Origin of the sequence: Leucobacter alluvii (assembly GCF_039530485.1) — a bacterium.
GTDB lineage: Bacteria > Actinomycetota > Actinomycetes > Actinomycetales > Microbacteriaceae > Leucobacter > Leucobacter alluvii.
In genome coordinates, this window is the sequence record NZ_BAAAOP010000003.1 from 176619 (window position 1) to 192466 (window position 15848).

A 15848-nucleotide genomic window follows, 5' to 3' on the forward strand; every position below is an offset into this window, starting at 1 on the left:
GATGAGGAGCACGCAGGGATGAGCACAATCGAGATGGCCGGGCAGAAGAAGCTCGTCCTGATCACGGGCCGGGCGTACCCCGAGCTCGCCGAGCAGGTCGCCGCGGAGCTCGGCGCCGAACTCGTGCCGACTGATTCGCGCACCTTCGCGAACGGGGAGCTCTACGCGCGCTTCGATGAGAGCGTGCGCGGGTCGGACGCGTTCGTGCTGCAGTCGCACACGTTCCCCATCAACGAGTGGCTCATGGAGCAGCTCATCATGGTCGACGCGCTGAAGCGAGCCTCGGCGAAGCGCATCACCGTTGTGGCGCCCTTCTACCCGTATTCGCGTCAGGACAAGAAGGGGCGCGGTCGTGAGCCGATCTCCGCCCGCCTCGTCGCCGATCTCTTCAAGGCAGCCGGAGCCGACCGCATCATGTCGGTCGACCTCCACGCACCGCAGATTCAGGGTTTCTTCGACGGCCCCGTCGACCACCTCTTCGCGATGCCCGTGCTGCTCGAGCACTTCCGCAAGACGATCGCCCGCGACGATCTGACGGTTGTCTCTCCCGACATGGGGCGCGTGCGTGTCGCCGACGTGTGGAGTGACAAGCTCGATGCGCCCCTCGCGATCATTCACAAGCGGCGCGATCCGCTGGTGCCGAACCAGGTATCGGTGCACGAGATCGTCGGTACCGTGAAGGATCGCTGGTGCGTGGTCGTCGACGACATGATCGACACGGGTGGCACGATCGCGAAGGCAGCCGAGGCGCTGAAGGCGAATGGCGCTCGCGGTGTGACGATCGCCTGCACCCACGCCATTTTCTCCGGACGTGCGATCGAGCACCTGTCGCAGGAGTTCATCGATCAGGTCGTCGTGACCGACACGCTTCCGGTGCCTGCCGAGAAGCGCTTCGACAAGCTGACGGTGCTGTCGATCGCGCCGCTCCTCGCCAAGGCGATTCACGAGGTCTTCGAGGACGGCTCCGTCACCTCCATGTTTGAGGGCGCGGCCTAGCGAAGACGCATCGCGTTTTCGGTCGGCCGCGGTGGCGCTACAGCGCCGGCCCACGGAGCGCAGCGAGGGGCGCGGCTTGGCACAACGCATCGCGTTTTCGTGCGCGGAGTGGTGGAATGGGCGCATCACTGCACGGAGGAGGCCGCCATGTCCAAGTACTTGATCTCGTTTCCGAGCGACGCGATGGTGGTGTCAGACGCTGAGTTCCCGCAGGTCGTCGCCGACTCTCATGCGGTCGTGCGTGAGGCCAAATCTGCCGGTGTGTGGGTGTTCGGCGGAGGCATCGATGAAGCGGTCGCGCCTGTGAGGGTCGACGCAGACGGAACCGTGCTGCCGGGGGCCTCCCCCGAGACCCGCCCCCCTCACCGGAGGGTTCACCGTGATTGAGGCTCCGTCTCGCGACGTCGCGCTCGAATGGGCGGCGCGTTTCGCTCGGGCGTGCCGATGCCCGCAGGAGGTCCGCCAGTTCGGCGGCGACGCGGAGAGTTGAGACGGCGCCCACCGGCGCACCGACCCCCCTACCGGAGCGCCGGGAGGGGGGTCGGTGACGAGTAGCGGGTTGGCCTATTCCGGTACGACGTCCACGAGCTTCGTGCCGTACGCGCCCGGCTCGGTGCCGTGGCCGATCTGCGCGTACTGCTGCGGCGAACGCGAGCGCATGACGAGCGCCCAGACGATCCCGATGATGGCGGCGGCGAAGACGATGCCGGGCAGGAGGAACGTCGTCGCATCGGGCTCGGTCTGACCGAGCATCAGCGGGAAGTTCTGCATGATCATGATGAAGACCCACAGCAGCGCTGCGCCTGACACCGCTGGCGCGATGACGGTGACCCAGATGCTGAGCCCGCGCCGATCACGGGCGAAGTAGCCGATCACCGCGATGGCGGTGATCGCCATGAGGAGCACGAGGCCCATGGCTCCCGTGTTCGTGAGCCAGGTGAACATGGTGAGCACGGGGAAGAGGAACGCGGAGTCTCCGAGTCCTGCGGCTCCTCCGAAGACCTCGCCGCCGAGGACGAACGCGATGACGACGATGACGGCGATGACGGTCTGCGCGACGGAGCCGGCCCAAGGTGCGCCGGCTCGCGAGGTGCGTGCGAACCAGGCGGGCAGCACCCCTTCGCGGCCGAGCGAGAAGAAGTAGCGGGCGACCGCATTGTGGAAGGCCTGCAGTGAGGCGAAGAGGCTGGTCAGGAAGAGGAGCGTCATGATGTCGGAGACGATCACTCCGGTCTGATCCGTCATGAACACGAACATGAGGTCGGGGCCGAACTCCTGGGAAGAGCCGACGATCGCCGAGGGGCCGATGCCGACCGAGAAGGCCCACGCGCTGAACGCGTAGAAGATGCCGATGATGGCGATCGCCGCGTAGGTCGCGCGGGGCACGGTGCGCTTCGGATCCTTCGCCTCTTCACCGTAGATCGCCGCGCCCTCGAAGCCCATGAAGGCGGCGACGCCGAAGACCAGGATGATGCCGAGCGCCGGACCGAAGAGCGCGGTGGGGTCGAGCGCGGCTGCGGAGGCGCCCTCCGGGGCAGCCCCGAACGAGACGATGTCGAAGAGGATGACGACGAGGAACTCGAGCCCGACGAGCACGCCGAGCACCTTCGCGGAGAGATCGACGCGGTTCACGCCGAGCACGCCGACGACCACGATGCAGAGCAGGATCCACAGCCACCAGGGCGACGCGAAGCCGAACTTCGCCTCGAGGAACATGGAGAGCTGGAACCCGAAGAGGCCGTAGATGCCGACCTGCATGGCGTTGTACGAGACGAGCGCGATGAGGGAGGCGCCGACACCGAGCGGGCGCGCGAGACCCTGAGAGATGTACGCGTAGAAGGCGCCGGCGTTGGTGATGTGGCGTCCCATGGCGGTGTACCCCACGGCGAAGACGGTGAGAATCACGGCGATCAGCAGGAACCCGAGCGGCACTCCGAGCGACTCGGTGACCGCGAACGAGGTCGTGACGCCGCCGGCGATGACGGTGAGCGGCGCGGAGGCGGCGATGATCATGAGGGTGATCGCGGGGACGCCGAGTGTGCGGCGGCTCAGGCCTGGGTCGTGCTCGGCGGCGGTGGTCTCGGACCGGGGCGCGGTGCTCGGTGCGCTCATCGGGGTACTTCCTCTCACAAATGGCGGCGTTGCCGGTGCGGGGGCGAGGTACGACAGCCCGCTGCGCTGACGAGTCTAAGAAGCGCGGGGCGAGAGGGGCTATGCGTGGAGCGCAGGGGACCTGGACATGCGCGCAAGGCTGTCCAGATGGATAGTCGGGGAGATGTGCGGGAGCGGGAACGGCGACGGGCCGGGGCGCACTGCGCCCCGGCCCGGATCCTGCATCAGTACTCAGAGGGTGTTGCCGAGCTTGAAGCCCTTCTCGCCCTCACTGTCGCGGGTGTACGAGAACCCGTCGGCGCCGATGGTCACGGCCATCTCGGAGCTATCGGTACGCGCGACGACCGGCTGCGGATTGCCGTCGAGATCGAGCACGAGCGACCCGTCGGTGTACCACGACGGCACGACCGGGTTCCCCCACCAATCGCGGCGCTGATTGTCGTGCACATCCCAGGTGACGACGGGGTTGTCGGGATCCCCGGTGTAGTAGTCCTGGGTGTACACCTCGACCCGGTGGCCGTCGGGGTCGCGCAGGTAGAGGTAGAACGCGTTCGAGACGCCGTGGCGGCCCGGGCCGCGCTCGATGCTGTCCGACTTGCGCAGCGCGCCGAGCTTGTCGCAGATCGCCAGGATGTTGTGCTTCTCGTGGGTCGCGAAGCAGACGTGGTGCATGCGCGGCCCGTCACCGCCCGTCATCGCCGTGTCGTGCACCGTCGGCTTGCGGCGCATCCACGCCGCGTACACGGTGCCCTCGTTGTCCTGGATGTCCTCGGTGACGCGGAAGCCGAGATTCTGCATGAACCCCACCGCGCGCGGCACATCGGGCGTGATCTGGTTGAAGTGGTCGAGTCTCACGAGCTCACCCGGCACGTGCAGGTCGTAGCGCCAGGACATGCGCTCCGTGTGCTCGGTCTGATGGAAGAACTCGTAGGGGAACCCGAGCGGATCCACCACGCGCACCGAGTCGCCGATGCCTCGTACGAAGCCGTTCGGGTTGCGACGCACCTCGCAGCCGAGCTCCTCGTAGAAGGCGACGGCCAGATCCAGATCCTCAGGAGTGCGCACGCGGTAGGAGAACGCGGCGACCGCGGCGACCGGTCCCTTGCGCAGCACGAGGTTGTGGTGGATGAACTCCTCGGTGGAACGGAGGTAGATCGCCTCGTCGTCCTCGGTCGTCACGTAGAGCCCGAGAGCATCGACGTAGAATTCGCGCGATGCGGCGAGGTCGGTGACGATGAGCTCCATGTACGCGCAGCGCAGGATGTCGGGTGCGGGTGACGTCGGGGCGGCGATCGGATCGTCCGAGATGATCGGAGCCTCCTTCGTCACCCAGAATCCCGCGGACTGCTTGTCTTCTTCATTCAGTTTTGCCATGGTGTGCCTCCTTGCGATTCCCTGACGACCGGCCGGTTACGGAGCGACGACGCCGAATTTGGGCGAGTGCGCTTCGTTGAGCGTGATGTGCACGGCCTGCTGATCGGTGTAGAAATCGATGGAGCGGTAGCCGCCCTCGTGCCCGAGACCCGAGGCCTTCACGCCGCCGAACGGGGTGCGCAGGTCGCGGACGTTGTTCGAGTTGAGCCACACCATTCCCGCGTCCACCGACTGCGAGAAGTTGTGCGCGCGCTTCAGGTTCGAGGTCCAGATGTACGCGGCGAGACCGTACTTCGTGTTGTTCGCGAGCTCGAGCGCCTCCTCGTCGGTGTCGAACGGCGTGATCGCGACGACGGGCCCGAAGATCTCCTCCTGGAAGATCCGCGCGTCGGGGGAGACATCGGCGAACACCGTCGGCGCGACGTAGTTGCCGGTGGGGAATCCCTCGGGGCGCCCGCCTCCGGCGACGAGCCGGGCCTCGCCCTTGCCGATCTCGACGTAGCTCATCACCTTGTCGTAGTGCTCGGGGTGGACGAGCGCCCCGACCTCGGTCGCGGGGTCGGACGGCAGGCCGACGACCACGTTCTTGGCGCGCTCGGCGTAGCGCTCCACGAACTCGTCGTAGATCTCCCGCTGCACGAGGATCCGGCTGCCAGCGGTGCAGCGCTCGCCGTTCAGGCTGAAGACGCCGAACACGGTGGCGTCGAGCGCGGCTTCGAGATCGGCGTCGGCGAAGACGACCGCTGGGCTCTTCCCGCCGAGCTCCATGGAGAGGCCCTTGAGGAAGGGGGCTGCGTTGCCGAAGATCAGCGATCCCGTGCTGCTCTCTCCGGTGAAGGAGATGAGCGGGACATCGGGGTGCTTGACCAGCGCGTCGCCGGCCTCCTCGCCGAGGCCGTTGACGAGGTTGAAGACGCCGTCGGGCACTCCGGCTTCGCGGAAGATCTCCGCCCAGAGCGATGCCGAGAGAGGCGTGAACTCGGCGGGCTTGAGGACCACGGTGTTCCCCGTCGCGAGCGCGGGGCCCAGCTTCCAGGATTCGAGCATGAACGGGGTGTTCCACGGCGTGATGAGTCCGGCGACGCCGATCGGCTTGCGGTTCACGTAGTTGATCTGGCGGCCGGGCACCTTGAAGGTGTCGTCGTGCTGAGCGACGATGAGGTCGGCGAAGAAGCGGAAGTTCTCGGCGGCGCGGCGCGCCTGGCCTTTCGCCTGCGTGATCGGCAGACCGGAGTCGAAGCTCTCGAGCTCGGCGAGCTGCGCGTCGCGGGATTCCACGATGTCGGCGATCTTGTGCAGAACGCGCGAGCGCTCGCGGGGCAGGAGCTTCGGCCAGGGGCCCTCCTGGAACGCGCGCTTCGCCGCGGCGACGGCACGGTCGACATCGGCCTGCTGGCCGGCGGCGGCCTGAATGTAGTTCTCGTTGGTGACGGGATCGAGCACGTCGAACGTCTCGCCTCCCACCGAGTCGACGAATTCGCCGTCGATGAAATGGCGGATGCGGTCTGGGAGCCCTGCGGGCTTCTGGTGCGTCATGCGTTTTCCTCCAAGTGGGCCGCGGTCAGGCCGCGGGGTGCTGCTGGTGGTGATGTTCTTCGGTGTACGCGAGCACGGCGTCCAGCGTCGCCGTGCGGTGAGCGCGCGCTGCGAGTTCGATCTCGAGTGGTTCCGCTCGTCGCTCGATGAGGCGCAGGAGCTGCTCGTGCTCGTCGACGGATTCCGTTGCGCGGGCGGGAACGAAGCTGAACGACGAGTTGCGCAGTACGTTCATGCGGTTCCAGCCGCGGTGGACGAGGTCGAGGATGTGGGGGTTGGGGCACGCCTCGAAGAGCACGCTGTGAAACTCGAGATTGAGCGCGGTGAATCGCTGGGGATCGAACGCACCCGACAGCGACTCGCGCATGCGGTCGTTGATGGCGCGAGCGCGCGCGATCTGGTCGGCGGTGATGTCGGGAGCGGCGAGACCGGTCGCCGATCCTTCGACGAGTGCGAGTGTCTGCATGGTGTGCAGGTACTCCGTCTCCTTGATGAGTGCGACTTGCGCCCCCACGTTGCGCTCGAAGGTGACGAGCTGCTCCGCTTCCAGGCGCCGGATCGCCTCACGTACGGGCACCACTGACATCTCCAGCTCGGCGGCGATCGGTGCGAGCACCAGTCGGTACCCGGGCACGTACTGACCGCTGTCGATGCGCGAGCGGATCAGCCGGTACGCCTGCTCCGACTTCGATTCGACTCCCATGGGTCAGCGCTCCGCCTTCTGGGCGCGCGCGGCTTCGTACTTCGCGCGCCACTCGGCGTTCATGGGGAACAGCCCGTCGACCGGGGCGCCGGCGGCGACCTGCTCGGCCACCCAGGCGTCGGCCTCCTCCTGGGCAGCGGCCTCGGCCGCGACCTCGGCGATCAGGGCCGGCGGAATCACGATGACACCGTCTCGGTCGCCCATGATGATGTCTCCCGGCTGCACCGCGGCGCCGCCGCAGCCGATGGTCACATCGACCTCCCAGGGCACATGCCTCCGGCCGAGCACGCTCGGGTGAGCGCCCTGCGAGAAGACGGGGATGTCGAACTGCTGCACCGCCGCGAAGTCGCGCACCCCGCCGTCGGTGACGATTCCGGCCGCCCCGCGCACCTGCGCGCGCAGTGCGAGCACATCTCCGACGGTGCCGGTCTCGGGCACGCCGCGAGCCTCGACGACCAGCACCTCACCCGGATTGACCGTGTCGAACGCGCGCTTCTGGGCATTGAACCCGCCCCCGTGCGCTGCGAAGAGGTCGGGGCGGAACGGGATGAAGCGGAGGGTCTTCGCGGTGCCGAGGATCGTGTCGCCCTCGTGGTTCGGGTGCACCCCGTCGATGAAGACGTCGACGTACCCGCGCTTGCGCAGGGCGGCCGAAACGGTGGCCACGGCGACGCCGTCGAGCTGGGCGCGAATGTCGTCGGTGAGAGGCGACTCCGGCCCGGACGCGTCGCCTTCGCTCTCGAGCGGAGCGGAGAGCGGTGTCGCTCGTCCGGCCTCGACGGCTGCAGCGTGCTCCTCCTCGCTGCCCCAGGCTTCGATGCGCTGCAAGTCGTCGACCTGAGGCTGCGAGCCGAAGTCTCCGAACGGGGTCGTGCCCTGGGTCACCGTGGTCACGAGCCGGCCGGTGCTCGGAGCGCCGGGAGCATTCGGGGCATCGACTTCGACCTCGACGACGTCGCCGGGCACGACGACCGAGGAGCCAGCGGGTGTGCCGGTCAGGATCACGTCACCGGTTTCGAGCGTCAGGTGCTGGGAGAGATCGGCGACGAGCTGCCCGAACGGGAACGCCAGGGTTGCGCTCGAGTCGTCCTGCACGAGCTCGCCGTTGACCCAGGTGCGCACGCGCCAGGCGTCCGCACTGATTCCTTCAGTCGGAATGGCGCGCGGGCCGATCGGGGTGTAGCCGTCGCCGCCCTTGTTGCGCAGGTTCGAGCCCTTGTCGGCCGAGCGCAGATCGTAGAGACCGAGATCGTTCGCAGCGGTGACGGCGGCGACGTGCTTCCAGCCGTCTTCGGGAGAGACGCGGCGTGCCGGCGCACCGATGACGAGCGCGATCTCGCCCTCGAACGCGAGCAGCTCGGTGCCGGCCGGGCGTTCGACGGTGCCGCCGGTCGGTGCCAGTGACGACGCCGGCTTCAGGAAGTACGACGGGTGCTTCGGCGTGCGGCCGCGCTGTGCGATCCGCGACGGGTAGTTGAGGTGCACGGCGATGATTTTTCCGGGCGTGTGGATGCCCAGTTCTGCGATTCCGAATGTCATCGTGACCTCACTTCTCGGTTATATCTGAAATCGTATACGATATGCGCCGGCTTGCCAAGGGGCGGAGCCCCCGCCGGGGCCTGCGAGCGGCGCTCTCCATTCAGTAGGAGGCGCGCTTCGACTCGTCATCGCCTCTGAAGCGCGCGACGAGTGCCTCCGTCTGTCGCGCGAGGATGGCGACGTCGGCTCCGACGGCGACGAACGATGCGCCGGCCTCGACGTACCGCTCGGCGTCTTCGGGCACGAAGGCGTTGACGCCGGCCGGCTTGCCCGCCGCGATCGCCCGTCGGATCGTGCCGAGCACCGCCTCGACCACATCGGGATGATTCTGCTGTCCGAGCAGGCCCATGGAAGCTGCGAGGTCCGACGGGCCGATGAAGATCGCATCCACGCCGTCGACCGCGAGAATCCGGTCTGCGTCGGCGACCGCCGCGGCGGATTCGATCTGAACGGTGAGGCTGATCGTCTCGTCTGCGTGCTGCAGATAGTCATCGACGCGGTTCCACCTCGCGGAGCGGGCGAGAGCCGACCCGACGCCGCGCACCCCGCGCGGCGGGTAGCGCACGGCGCGAACGATCTCCTCGGCCTGTGCCGCCGAGTCCACCATCGGAACGAGCAGGTTCTGCACGCCGAGGTCGAGGAACTGCTTGATCGTCACCGTGTCGCCGTACGGGACGCGCACGAGCGGTGCGACCGGATACGCCGACATCGCATGCAGCTGCGCGAGCACCGACTCGAGCCCGTTGGGGGAGTGCTCGGCGTCGAGGAGCACCCAGTCGCAACCGCTGCCGGCGACGATCTCGGCCGTCACCGGGCTGCTCGCCGACGCCCAGAGGCCGATCAGGGCGCGGTCCGATGCGGCGAGTCGCTCGCGGAGCGTCTCGGGGAGACTCAGATGAAGCGGCATGTCACCGACCCCAGCTCGTGGTAGTCGGCGTGCACGGTGTCCCCGCGCTCGACCCACATGGGCTTGGTGAACGACCCAGCGAGAATGATCTCGCCCGCGTCGAGCGTCTGGCCGTGCTGCGCGAGTTTGTTCGCAAGCCAGGCCACCCCGAGTGCCGGGTGCCCGAGTACGGCACCCGCGACCCCGGAATCCTCGATCGTCTCGTTGCGGTAGAGCAGTGCTTTCGCCCAGGTGAGGTCGACCTCGTCGACCTTCACCGGACGACCGCCGAGCACCATGGCTCCCATGGCGGCGTTGTCGCTGATCGTATCGACGATGGTGCGGCCCTCGAGTTCGAGATGGGAGTTGAGGATCTCAAGCGCGGGCACCACGTAGGCCGTCGCGTCGAGCACATCGAACAGGTTGACGTTCGGCCCCGTGAGGGGTTTCGCGAGTACGAATGCGAGTTCCACTTCGATGCGCACGTTCGAGAACCTGTCGAACTCGATGGCGGCCCCTGACTCGTGCACCATGTCGTCGTGGATGACTCCGTAGTCGGGCTCGCTGATGCCGGTGGCGACCTGCATCACCTTCGAGGTGAGGCCGATCTTGCGGCCGACGAGGCGGGCCCCGGCGGCGATGCGCCGATCCGACCACTCCTTCTGAATGGCGTACGAGTCCTCGATCACCATGTCGGGGTACCGGGTGGTCAGTCGGGGGAGGATCGCGCGATCCTTGTCCGCCTGCACCAGTTCGTCTGCAATGGCTGCAATCTGCGTCTGCTCGAGCACGTGACCTCCGTTGTCTGGCGTGTGGTGTAAATCGTATACGATCTTCCGGTGCGCGCGCCAGGGTTCGCGGAGGCCGGGCCGCGGTGGGGCGCAGCGGTGAGCGCCGGTGAGCGCCGGTGCGAATCGGGTTAATCGGCGGTGGCGGTTCGGCGCCGGTTGCGTGTCGATATGACGGCGTCACTCCAGCGACGAGGAAACGCGGTAGAATAGTATGATGACCTCTTCCGAAAACGCCGCCCCCACCGAATCCGAGGGCGAGCGCACGACCTTCGCCGACCTGGGCCTTGCGCCCGAGGTTCTCCGCGCAGTGACGGATGTGGGATACGAAACGCCCTCTGCAATCCAAGCCGCCACGATCCCCACGCTCCTCGAGGGAGCAGACGTGGTCGGCCTCGCGCAGACCGGCACCGGCAAGACCGCTGCCTTCGCACTTCCGATCCTCTCCCGTATCACCCCCGGCCAGGGCGTTCCCCAGGCCCTCGTACTCGCACCTACTCGTGAACTCGCGCTCCAGGTGTGCGAGGCGTTCGAGAGCTACGCCACGCACCTGCCCGAAGTCCACCTCCTCCCCGTCTACGGCGGCCAGGCCTACGGCCAGCAGCTCTCCGCGCTGCGTCGCGGCGTGGACATCGTCGTCGGCACCCCCGGCCGCATCATGGATCACCTCAAGCGCGGTTCGCTCGACCTGACGCAGATCAAGTACCTCGTGCTCGACGAGGCCGACGAGATGCTCAAGATGGGCTTCGCAGAGGACGTCGAGACGATTCTCGCCGACACCCCGAAGGAGAAGCAGGTCGCCCTCTTCTCGGCGACCATGCCCGCCGCCATCCGTCGCATCTCGCAGCAGTACCTGAACGACCCCCGCGAGATCAAGATCCAGGGCAAGACGCAGACGAGCTCCAGCATCACGCAGCGCTACAACGTCGTCTCGTACACGCAGAAGCTCGACGCGCTGACCCGCATTCTCGAGGTCGAGGACTTCGACGGCATGATCGTCTTCACCCGCACGCGCGGTGACTCCGAGCAGGTCGCCGAGAAGCTGCGCGCTCGCGGCTACTCCGCCGCCGCCATCAACGGCGACATCCAGCAGGCGCAGCGCGAACGCACGGTGCAGGCGTTGAAGGACGGCAAGCTCGACATCCTCGTCGCCACCGACGTCGCCGCCCGCGGCCTCGACGTCGAGCGCATCAGCCACGTCATCAACTACGATCTGCCGATCGACACCGAGTCGTACGTGCACCGCATCGGCCGCACCGGCCGCGCCGGTCGCACCGGCGATGCGATCAGCTTCGTCACCCCTCGTGAACAGCGCCTGCTGAAGGCGATCGAGAAGGCGACCAAGCAGCCGCTCACGCAGATGCCGTTGCCGCAGATCGACGAGGTGAACGCAACGCGACTGTCTCGCTTCGACGACGCGATCACGTCGGCTCTCGGCGAAACCCGCCGAATCGATGCCTTCCGCGACATCATCTCCCACTACGTGCGCCACCACGACGTACCCGAGACCGACGTCGCAGCTGCGCTCGCGGTCGTCGCTCAGGGGAAGACCCCGCTGCTGCTGACCGAAGACGATGACCGCAAGTTCGAGCGCGACCGCAAGCAGGCCGCGAAGTTCCTCGAGGATTCGGGGAGCGGTCGAGGCGACCGTCCAGGCCGTGAGGATCGCGGACCGCGCGAGCGCCGCGACGACCTGCGCATGTACCGCATCGAGGTCGGGCGCCGCCAGAACGTGCAGCCCGGCCAGATCATCGGCGCGATCGCGAACGAGGGCGGGCTGACCCGCGATGACTTCGGACGCATCCAGGTGCGCGACGACTTCTCGCTCGTCGAGCTCCCGGCCAAGCTCTCCGCAGAAACGGTCGCGCGTCTCGAAGACACGCAGATCGGCGGCAAGTCGATCCAGCTCCGCGAAGACAACGGCCCGGGCCCGCGCGGCAAGGGATTCGACGACCGCGGCGGTCGTGGAGGTCGCGATGATCGCGGCGGACGCGGCGGGTACGACCGCGGCGCGCGCGGCGGCTACGACCGCGATGACCGGGGTGGCCGTTCCGGTGGCGGCTACGGCGGAAACCGCGATGATCGCGGCGGACGCTCGGGCGGCGGCTACGGTGGCAGCCGTGACGATCGCGGCGGACGCGATGGCGGGTACGGCGGAAGCCGTGACGACCGGGGCGGCCGTTCCAGTGGCGGCTACGGCGGAAACCGCGATGATCGCGGCGGACGCTCGGGCGGCGGCTACGGTGGCAGCCGTGACGATCGCGGCGGACGCGATGGCGGGTACGGCGGAAACCGTGACGGCGGCGCAGGCCGCGCCGACGGCAAGCGCAAGCCGCGCTGGTAACTGAGAAACCTGACGACAGCACCCCTGCCGCTCCACTGCACACGCGTTCTGCGCGTGCGCCGGAGCGGCAGGGGTGCTGTGCTGTGACCGGGGGCGCCGCCGGCCTCAGCCGCTGATGACGTGCGGCTCGGCGACGGCCTTCAGGCCGGCGACGCCGAACTCGCGCCCGTACCCCGACTGCTTCGCACCACCGAACGGGATCATGGGATGCAGCCCTCCGTGCGAGTTGATCCACGTGGTGCCGGCCTGCATGCGTGCGGCGACCTCGAGCGCCCGTGCGCGATCCGACGACCACACCGATGAACCCAGACCGAACTCGAGCTCATTCGCCAGCTTCACGACCTCGTCGAGATCTGAGTATCGGATGATGGGAAGGGCCGGGCCGAACTGCTCCTCCACGACCAGGTCGTTGTGCGGATCGATGTCCGCGACGAGCGTGGTCGGATAGAAGTTGCCGACCGCGTCGCGATCCGGCTCCCCGCCGAGCACGACCCGAGCCCCCGACGCCTTCGCCGACTCGACCAGGCGGTCGACTTCGTCGAACTGCGCACGGTTCTGCAGCGGGCCGAGCACGTTCTGCTCGTCGAGCCCGACGCCCATGGGCACGTTCGCTGCGAACTTCGCGAGCTCGTCGACCACCGCGTCGTAGACGGAGTCGTGCACGTAGAGCCGCTTCAGTGCGGCGCACGTCTGGCCCGTGTTGATGAAGGCCCCCCAGAAGAGATCTTCTGCGATGGCAGCGGGATCCACGTCGGGCAGCACGATGCCCGCGTCGTTGCCGCCGAGCTCGAGCGTGAGGCGCGCGACATTCGCAGCGGAGGCTTCGATGATCCGCTTGCCCACCGGTGTCGAGCCGGTGAACATGATCTTGCTGATCTTCGGGCTCCGCGTGAGCGCGTCGCCCACGGTGCGCCCGGGGCCGGCCACAATATTCAGCACGCCCTCCGGCAGGACCTGATTCATGACCGCGACCAGTGCGAGCACCGAGAGCGACGTCGTCTCGGCAGGCTTGATGACCACCGTGTTGCCCATGCGCAGCGACGGGGCGATCTGCCAGATCGAGATCATCATCGGCCAGTTCCAGGGGGAGATGGCGCCGACGACACCGAGCGGCCGGTAGTGCATCTCGGCATAGCCGGACTCGTCGTCGATGATGACCTCGACGGGGAGCGGCGTATCGGCAGCGGCGCGCGTCCACGCAACGCAGCCGCCGACCTCGAACCGTGCATTCGGGCCGTTGAGCGGCTTGCCCTGTTCCCGCGAGAGCAGCTCGGCGAGCGCCTCGGAAGCGGCTTCGATGGCGTCGGCGGCACGGTGCAGGATCGCCTGGCGCTCCGCATCGGGGAGCGCGGCCCAGGCAGGTTGCGCCGCTTCCGCGCGATCGATCGCCGCATGCAGGTCGTCGAGCCCCTCAACGGGAGCGGTGCCGATGCGTTCTCCCGTCGCCGGGTCGAAGACCTCGCGCGTCTCGCCGCCAGCAGGTGTGATGGCAGCAAGCAGGCTGTCGTAGGTGTTCATGGATCCTCCACTTCGAGTCCGGTCAGTGGCTCCAGGGTATGCGGGGGCGGGGGCCGCTGCTTGTCTGGCGAAGCAGTGCCGTTGACGATCGCGGCACACCGTCGCGCTGCGAAGATCCGGGTTCCGAACCTGATTGCGAATCCGTTGAACTCAGCGCTATGCGCGGCGCAGCTCGCTCGGCGAGACGCTGAATGCCGCCTTAAAGATGCGGCTGAAGTGGGCGGCGTCGGTGAAGCCCCAGCGCGCCGCAATGGTCGATACCGTGCGATCCTGCAGCACCGGATCCAGCAGATCGGCACGGCAGCGATCCAGGCGACGTTCGCGAATCCAGGTGGACACCGTGGTGTCGGCTTCGCGAAAGAGCGAGTGCAGATGGCGCGTTGAGATGTAGTGCGCCGCCGCGATGCTGTTGGGCGAGAGGGCAGGATCGCCGAGGTGCAGCTCAATGTGCGCGGTGATCTTCTGAAGCAGGAGCTGGTGCGGATCGCGCTGCGCGGGATCGGCATCGAGAATACTCGAGAAGAGGGTGCCGATGAGGTCGAGGCTGGTGTGTGCGAGCTTGGCGCGCACGCGATCATCGAGGCTCGTGAGCTGCGCGGGGAACTGAGAGAGGAATGCGGTGACGACGGGTGCGAGCCCTCGGTGCTCCCGCCCGAGCGATACCGCGGTGAGCTGCTCGGTGAACGGGATGGGAAGGTCGACCCGATCCTTCGGGAACATCATGATGAGATTGCGGAAGTCTTCACCGAAGAGCAGCGAGTACGGCCGTGAGGTGTCGTAGACCGAGAGGTCTCCCGGGCGCATGACCACTTCGCGCCCGTCCTGCACCAGAATGCTGCTTCCTGTGAGCAGCAGACTCACCTTGTAGTAGCCGCTGCCGCCGTCGGCGATCGTTTCGGAGGTGCGCTCGACGAGATGCGGGCGAGCGGCCACCTCGGTGAAGACGACGTCATCAGCGTTTGCGGAGGCGATACGTGCTGCGAAGGGGCGCTGAGATTCGCTCGACACGCGAAGTGGAACGAATGACGACGCCACGAGGCTGCGAAAGGTTCGCAGATCGTGGGCTTCCTGATGCGGCAAGCGCTGGCCAAAGCTGTGCTGCGCATGTGCAGTGGTCATCCGTCATCCCTCCGACACCCCTGGCGGCTATGTTCGACGCTGCGATCATGAGCCGATGACGTTCCTGCATCGGCCGTACTGTTCTGTGTTTCGCAGCGTTGCTCGAGAGAATACACCTTTGCCGTGTTCGCGCGCCTGGTCAATGGACGTGCCGCTGGGTGGCTCCCGCTCGTGCCCCGCTCGCGCGCCCCTCGCTCACCCCCGCAGCGAGCTGAGCAGTGCGTCGACCGCCTTGCGGGAGCGCGCTGTGCGCTTCGGCTCACGGTCGAAATCGCCGATGAACACATTGCCGAGAGCGGTGGAGATCACTCCCTGCGCGGCGACCTCGTGCTGTGCGTGGGGGGAATCGGGGTACGCCGCGGCGATGAAGGCGAGCAGCCGTTCACGTGCAGACCCGTAGGCCTCGGCGAGCACCGCTGCGATGTCTTCCGACGATCGGGCGAGCTCGACGAAGGCGAGCACGATGGTGTTGTCGGCGCTCGAACTCGCGAACTCCTCGCCGAAGAGGTAGTCGAGGGCGGGTTTGAGCGAATCGATCTCGGGGGGAATCACTGCTGGTGCGACGTAGAAGGCGCGCGCGGCGTCGAGCAGCAGGCGATCCCGATTGCCGACGAAATGTCGCACGTGACCGCGAGACATTCCCGCGGTATCGGCAATGCGGTCGAGCGTGGTTCCGCTGATTCCGTGCTGCGCCATCGTAGTGAGGGTCGCTTCGATGATCTGCTCGCGGCGGGCGTCGGCGACTGAGGGGCGTGCCATTCAAGAATCCTCTCCACTGGCGACGGGTGCGGGTCGTACTCCCGAAGACTAGCGAGTATTTCGTGTTCGCAAAAATTGTCTAGTCAGACTTGACTATTTATCGAGCTCGATCGTACATTGTTCTCACCGGCACCCGCTGGCCCCCGAATTCGCTCATGCGAGAGCAGATTTCGA

The 15848-nt window shown here is 67.3% G+C and carries 13 protein-coding genes; 3 read left to right on the forward strand and 10 right to left on the reverse strand.

All coding sequences use genetic code 11. From position 1 onward, the window contains the following. Positions 1 to 18 precede the first annotated feature (18 nt). Both ABFX18_RS02870 and ABFX18_RS02875 read left to right on the forward strand, forming a co-directional pair. Complete coding sequence (locus ABFX18_RS02870) at positions 19 to 996, forward strand: ribose-phosphate diphosphokinase (protein ID WP_200331679.1); 978 nt, start codon at positions 19 to 21, stop codon at positions 994 to 996. A 147-nt stretch (positions 997 to 1143) separates the two neighbouring features. After that, a complete protein-coding gene (locus ABFX18_RS02875) occupies positions 1144 to 1383 on the forward strand; it encodes a hypothetical protein (RefSeq protein WP_428833627.1) in 240 nt (79 codons plus the stop codon). Positions 1384 to 1560: 177 nt separating this feature from the next. Here ABFX18_RS02875 and ABFX18_RS02880 read toward each other — a convergent pair whose 3' ends face one another. The 7 genes from ABFX18_RS02880 to ABFX18_RS02910 form a co-directional block, all read right to left on the reverse strand. Then, positions 1561 to 3108, reverse strand: coding sequence for an APC family permease (locus ABFX18_RS02880; protein WP_346057315.1), 1548 nt, complete (start codon positions 3106 to 3108; stop codon positions 1561 to 1563). A gap of 231 nt (positions 3109 to 3339) precedes the next feature. Beyond that, positions 3340 to 4482 (reverse strand): 3,4-dihydroxyphenylacetate 2,3-dioxygenase, encoded by a 1143-nt coding sequence (gene hpaD, locus ABFX18_RS02885; protein ID WP_346057316.1) that lies wholly within the window; start codon positions 4480 to 4482, stop codon positions 3340 to 3342. Between the two features lie 36 nt (positions 4483 to 4518). Continuing rightward, complete coding sequence (hpaE, locus tag ABFX18_RS02890; RefSeq protein WP_211648635.1) at positions 4519 to 6018, reverse strand: 5-carboxymethyl-2-hydroxymuconate semialdehyde dehydrogenase; 1500 nt, start codon at positions 6016 to 6018, stop codon at positions 4519 to 4521. 25 nt (positions 6019 to 6043) lie between these two features. Beyond that, a complete protein-coding gene (locus ABFX18_RS02895; RefSeq protein ID WP_090150238.1) occupies positions 6044 to 6721 on the reverse strand; it encodes a GntR family transcriptional regulator in 678 nt (225 codons plus the stop codon). Between the two features lie 3 nt (positions 6722 to 6724). Then, entirely contained in the window at positions 6725 to 8260 is a 1536-nt protein-coding gene (locus ABFX18_RS02900; RefSeq protein ID WP_346057317.1) for a fumarylacetoacetate hydrolase family protein, read from the reverse strand. 100 nt (positions 8261 to 8360) lie between these two features. Continuing rightward, on the reverse strand, positions 8361 to 9167 hold the full coding sequence (locus tag ABFX18_RS02905; RefSeq protein WP_090150233.1) for an aldolase/citrate lyase family protein: 807 nt from the start codon (positions 9165 to 9167) through the stop codon (positions 8361 to 8363). Next, the gene (locus tag ABFX18_RS02910; RefSeq protein ID WP_090150230.1) at positions 9152 to 9937 is read right to left on the reverse strand and encodes a fumarylacetoacetate hydrolase family protein; all 786 of its coding nucleotides are present in this window, start codon (positions 9935 to 9937) and stop codon (positions 9152 to 9154) included. The genes ABFX18_RS02905 and ABFX18_RS02910 overlap by 16 nt, the downstream gene beginning before the upstream one ends. Positions 9938 to 10148: 211 nt before the next feature. On the opposite strand from ABFX18_RS02910, the gene ABFX18_RS02915 reads away from it, so the two are divergent. Further along, complete coding sequence (locus ABFX18_RS02915) at positions 10149 to 12278, forward strand: DEAD/DEAH box helicase (RefSeq protein ID WP_428833628.1); 2130 nt, start codon at positions 10149 to 10151, stop codon at positions 12276 to 12278. Positions 12279 to 12383: 105 nt separating this feature from the next. Here ABFX18_RS02915 and ABFX18_RS02920 read toward each other — a convergent pair whose 3' ends face one another. The 3 genes from ABFX18_RS02920 to ABFX18_RS02930 form a co-directional block, all read right to left on the reverse strand. Then, entirely contained in the window at positions 12384 to 13796 is a 1413-nt protein-coding gene (locus ABFX18_RS02920; RefSeq protein ID WP_200331687.1) for an aldehyde dehydrogenase family protein, read from the reverse strand. 156 nt (positions 13797 to 13952) lie between these two features. Continuing rightward, positions 13953 to 14915, reverse strand: coding sequence for an AraC-like ligand-binding domain-containing protein (locus tag ABFX18_RS02925; RefSeq protein WP_346057319.1), 963 nt, complete (start codon positions 14913 to 14915; stop codon positions 13953 to 13955). A 195-nt stretch (positions 14916 to 15110) separates the two neighbouring features. Then, positions 15111 to 15674: a TetR/AcrR family transcriptional regulator gene (locus tag ABFX18_RS02930; RefSeq protein WP_346057320.1), complete on the reverse strand. Its 564-nt coding sequence runs from the start codon at positions 15672 to 15674 to the stop codon at positions 15111 to 15113. Between the last annotated feature and the right edge of the window lie 174 nt (positions 15675 to 15848).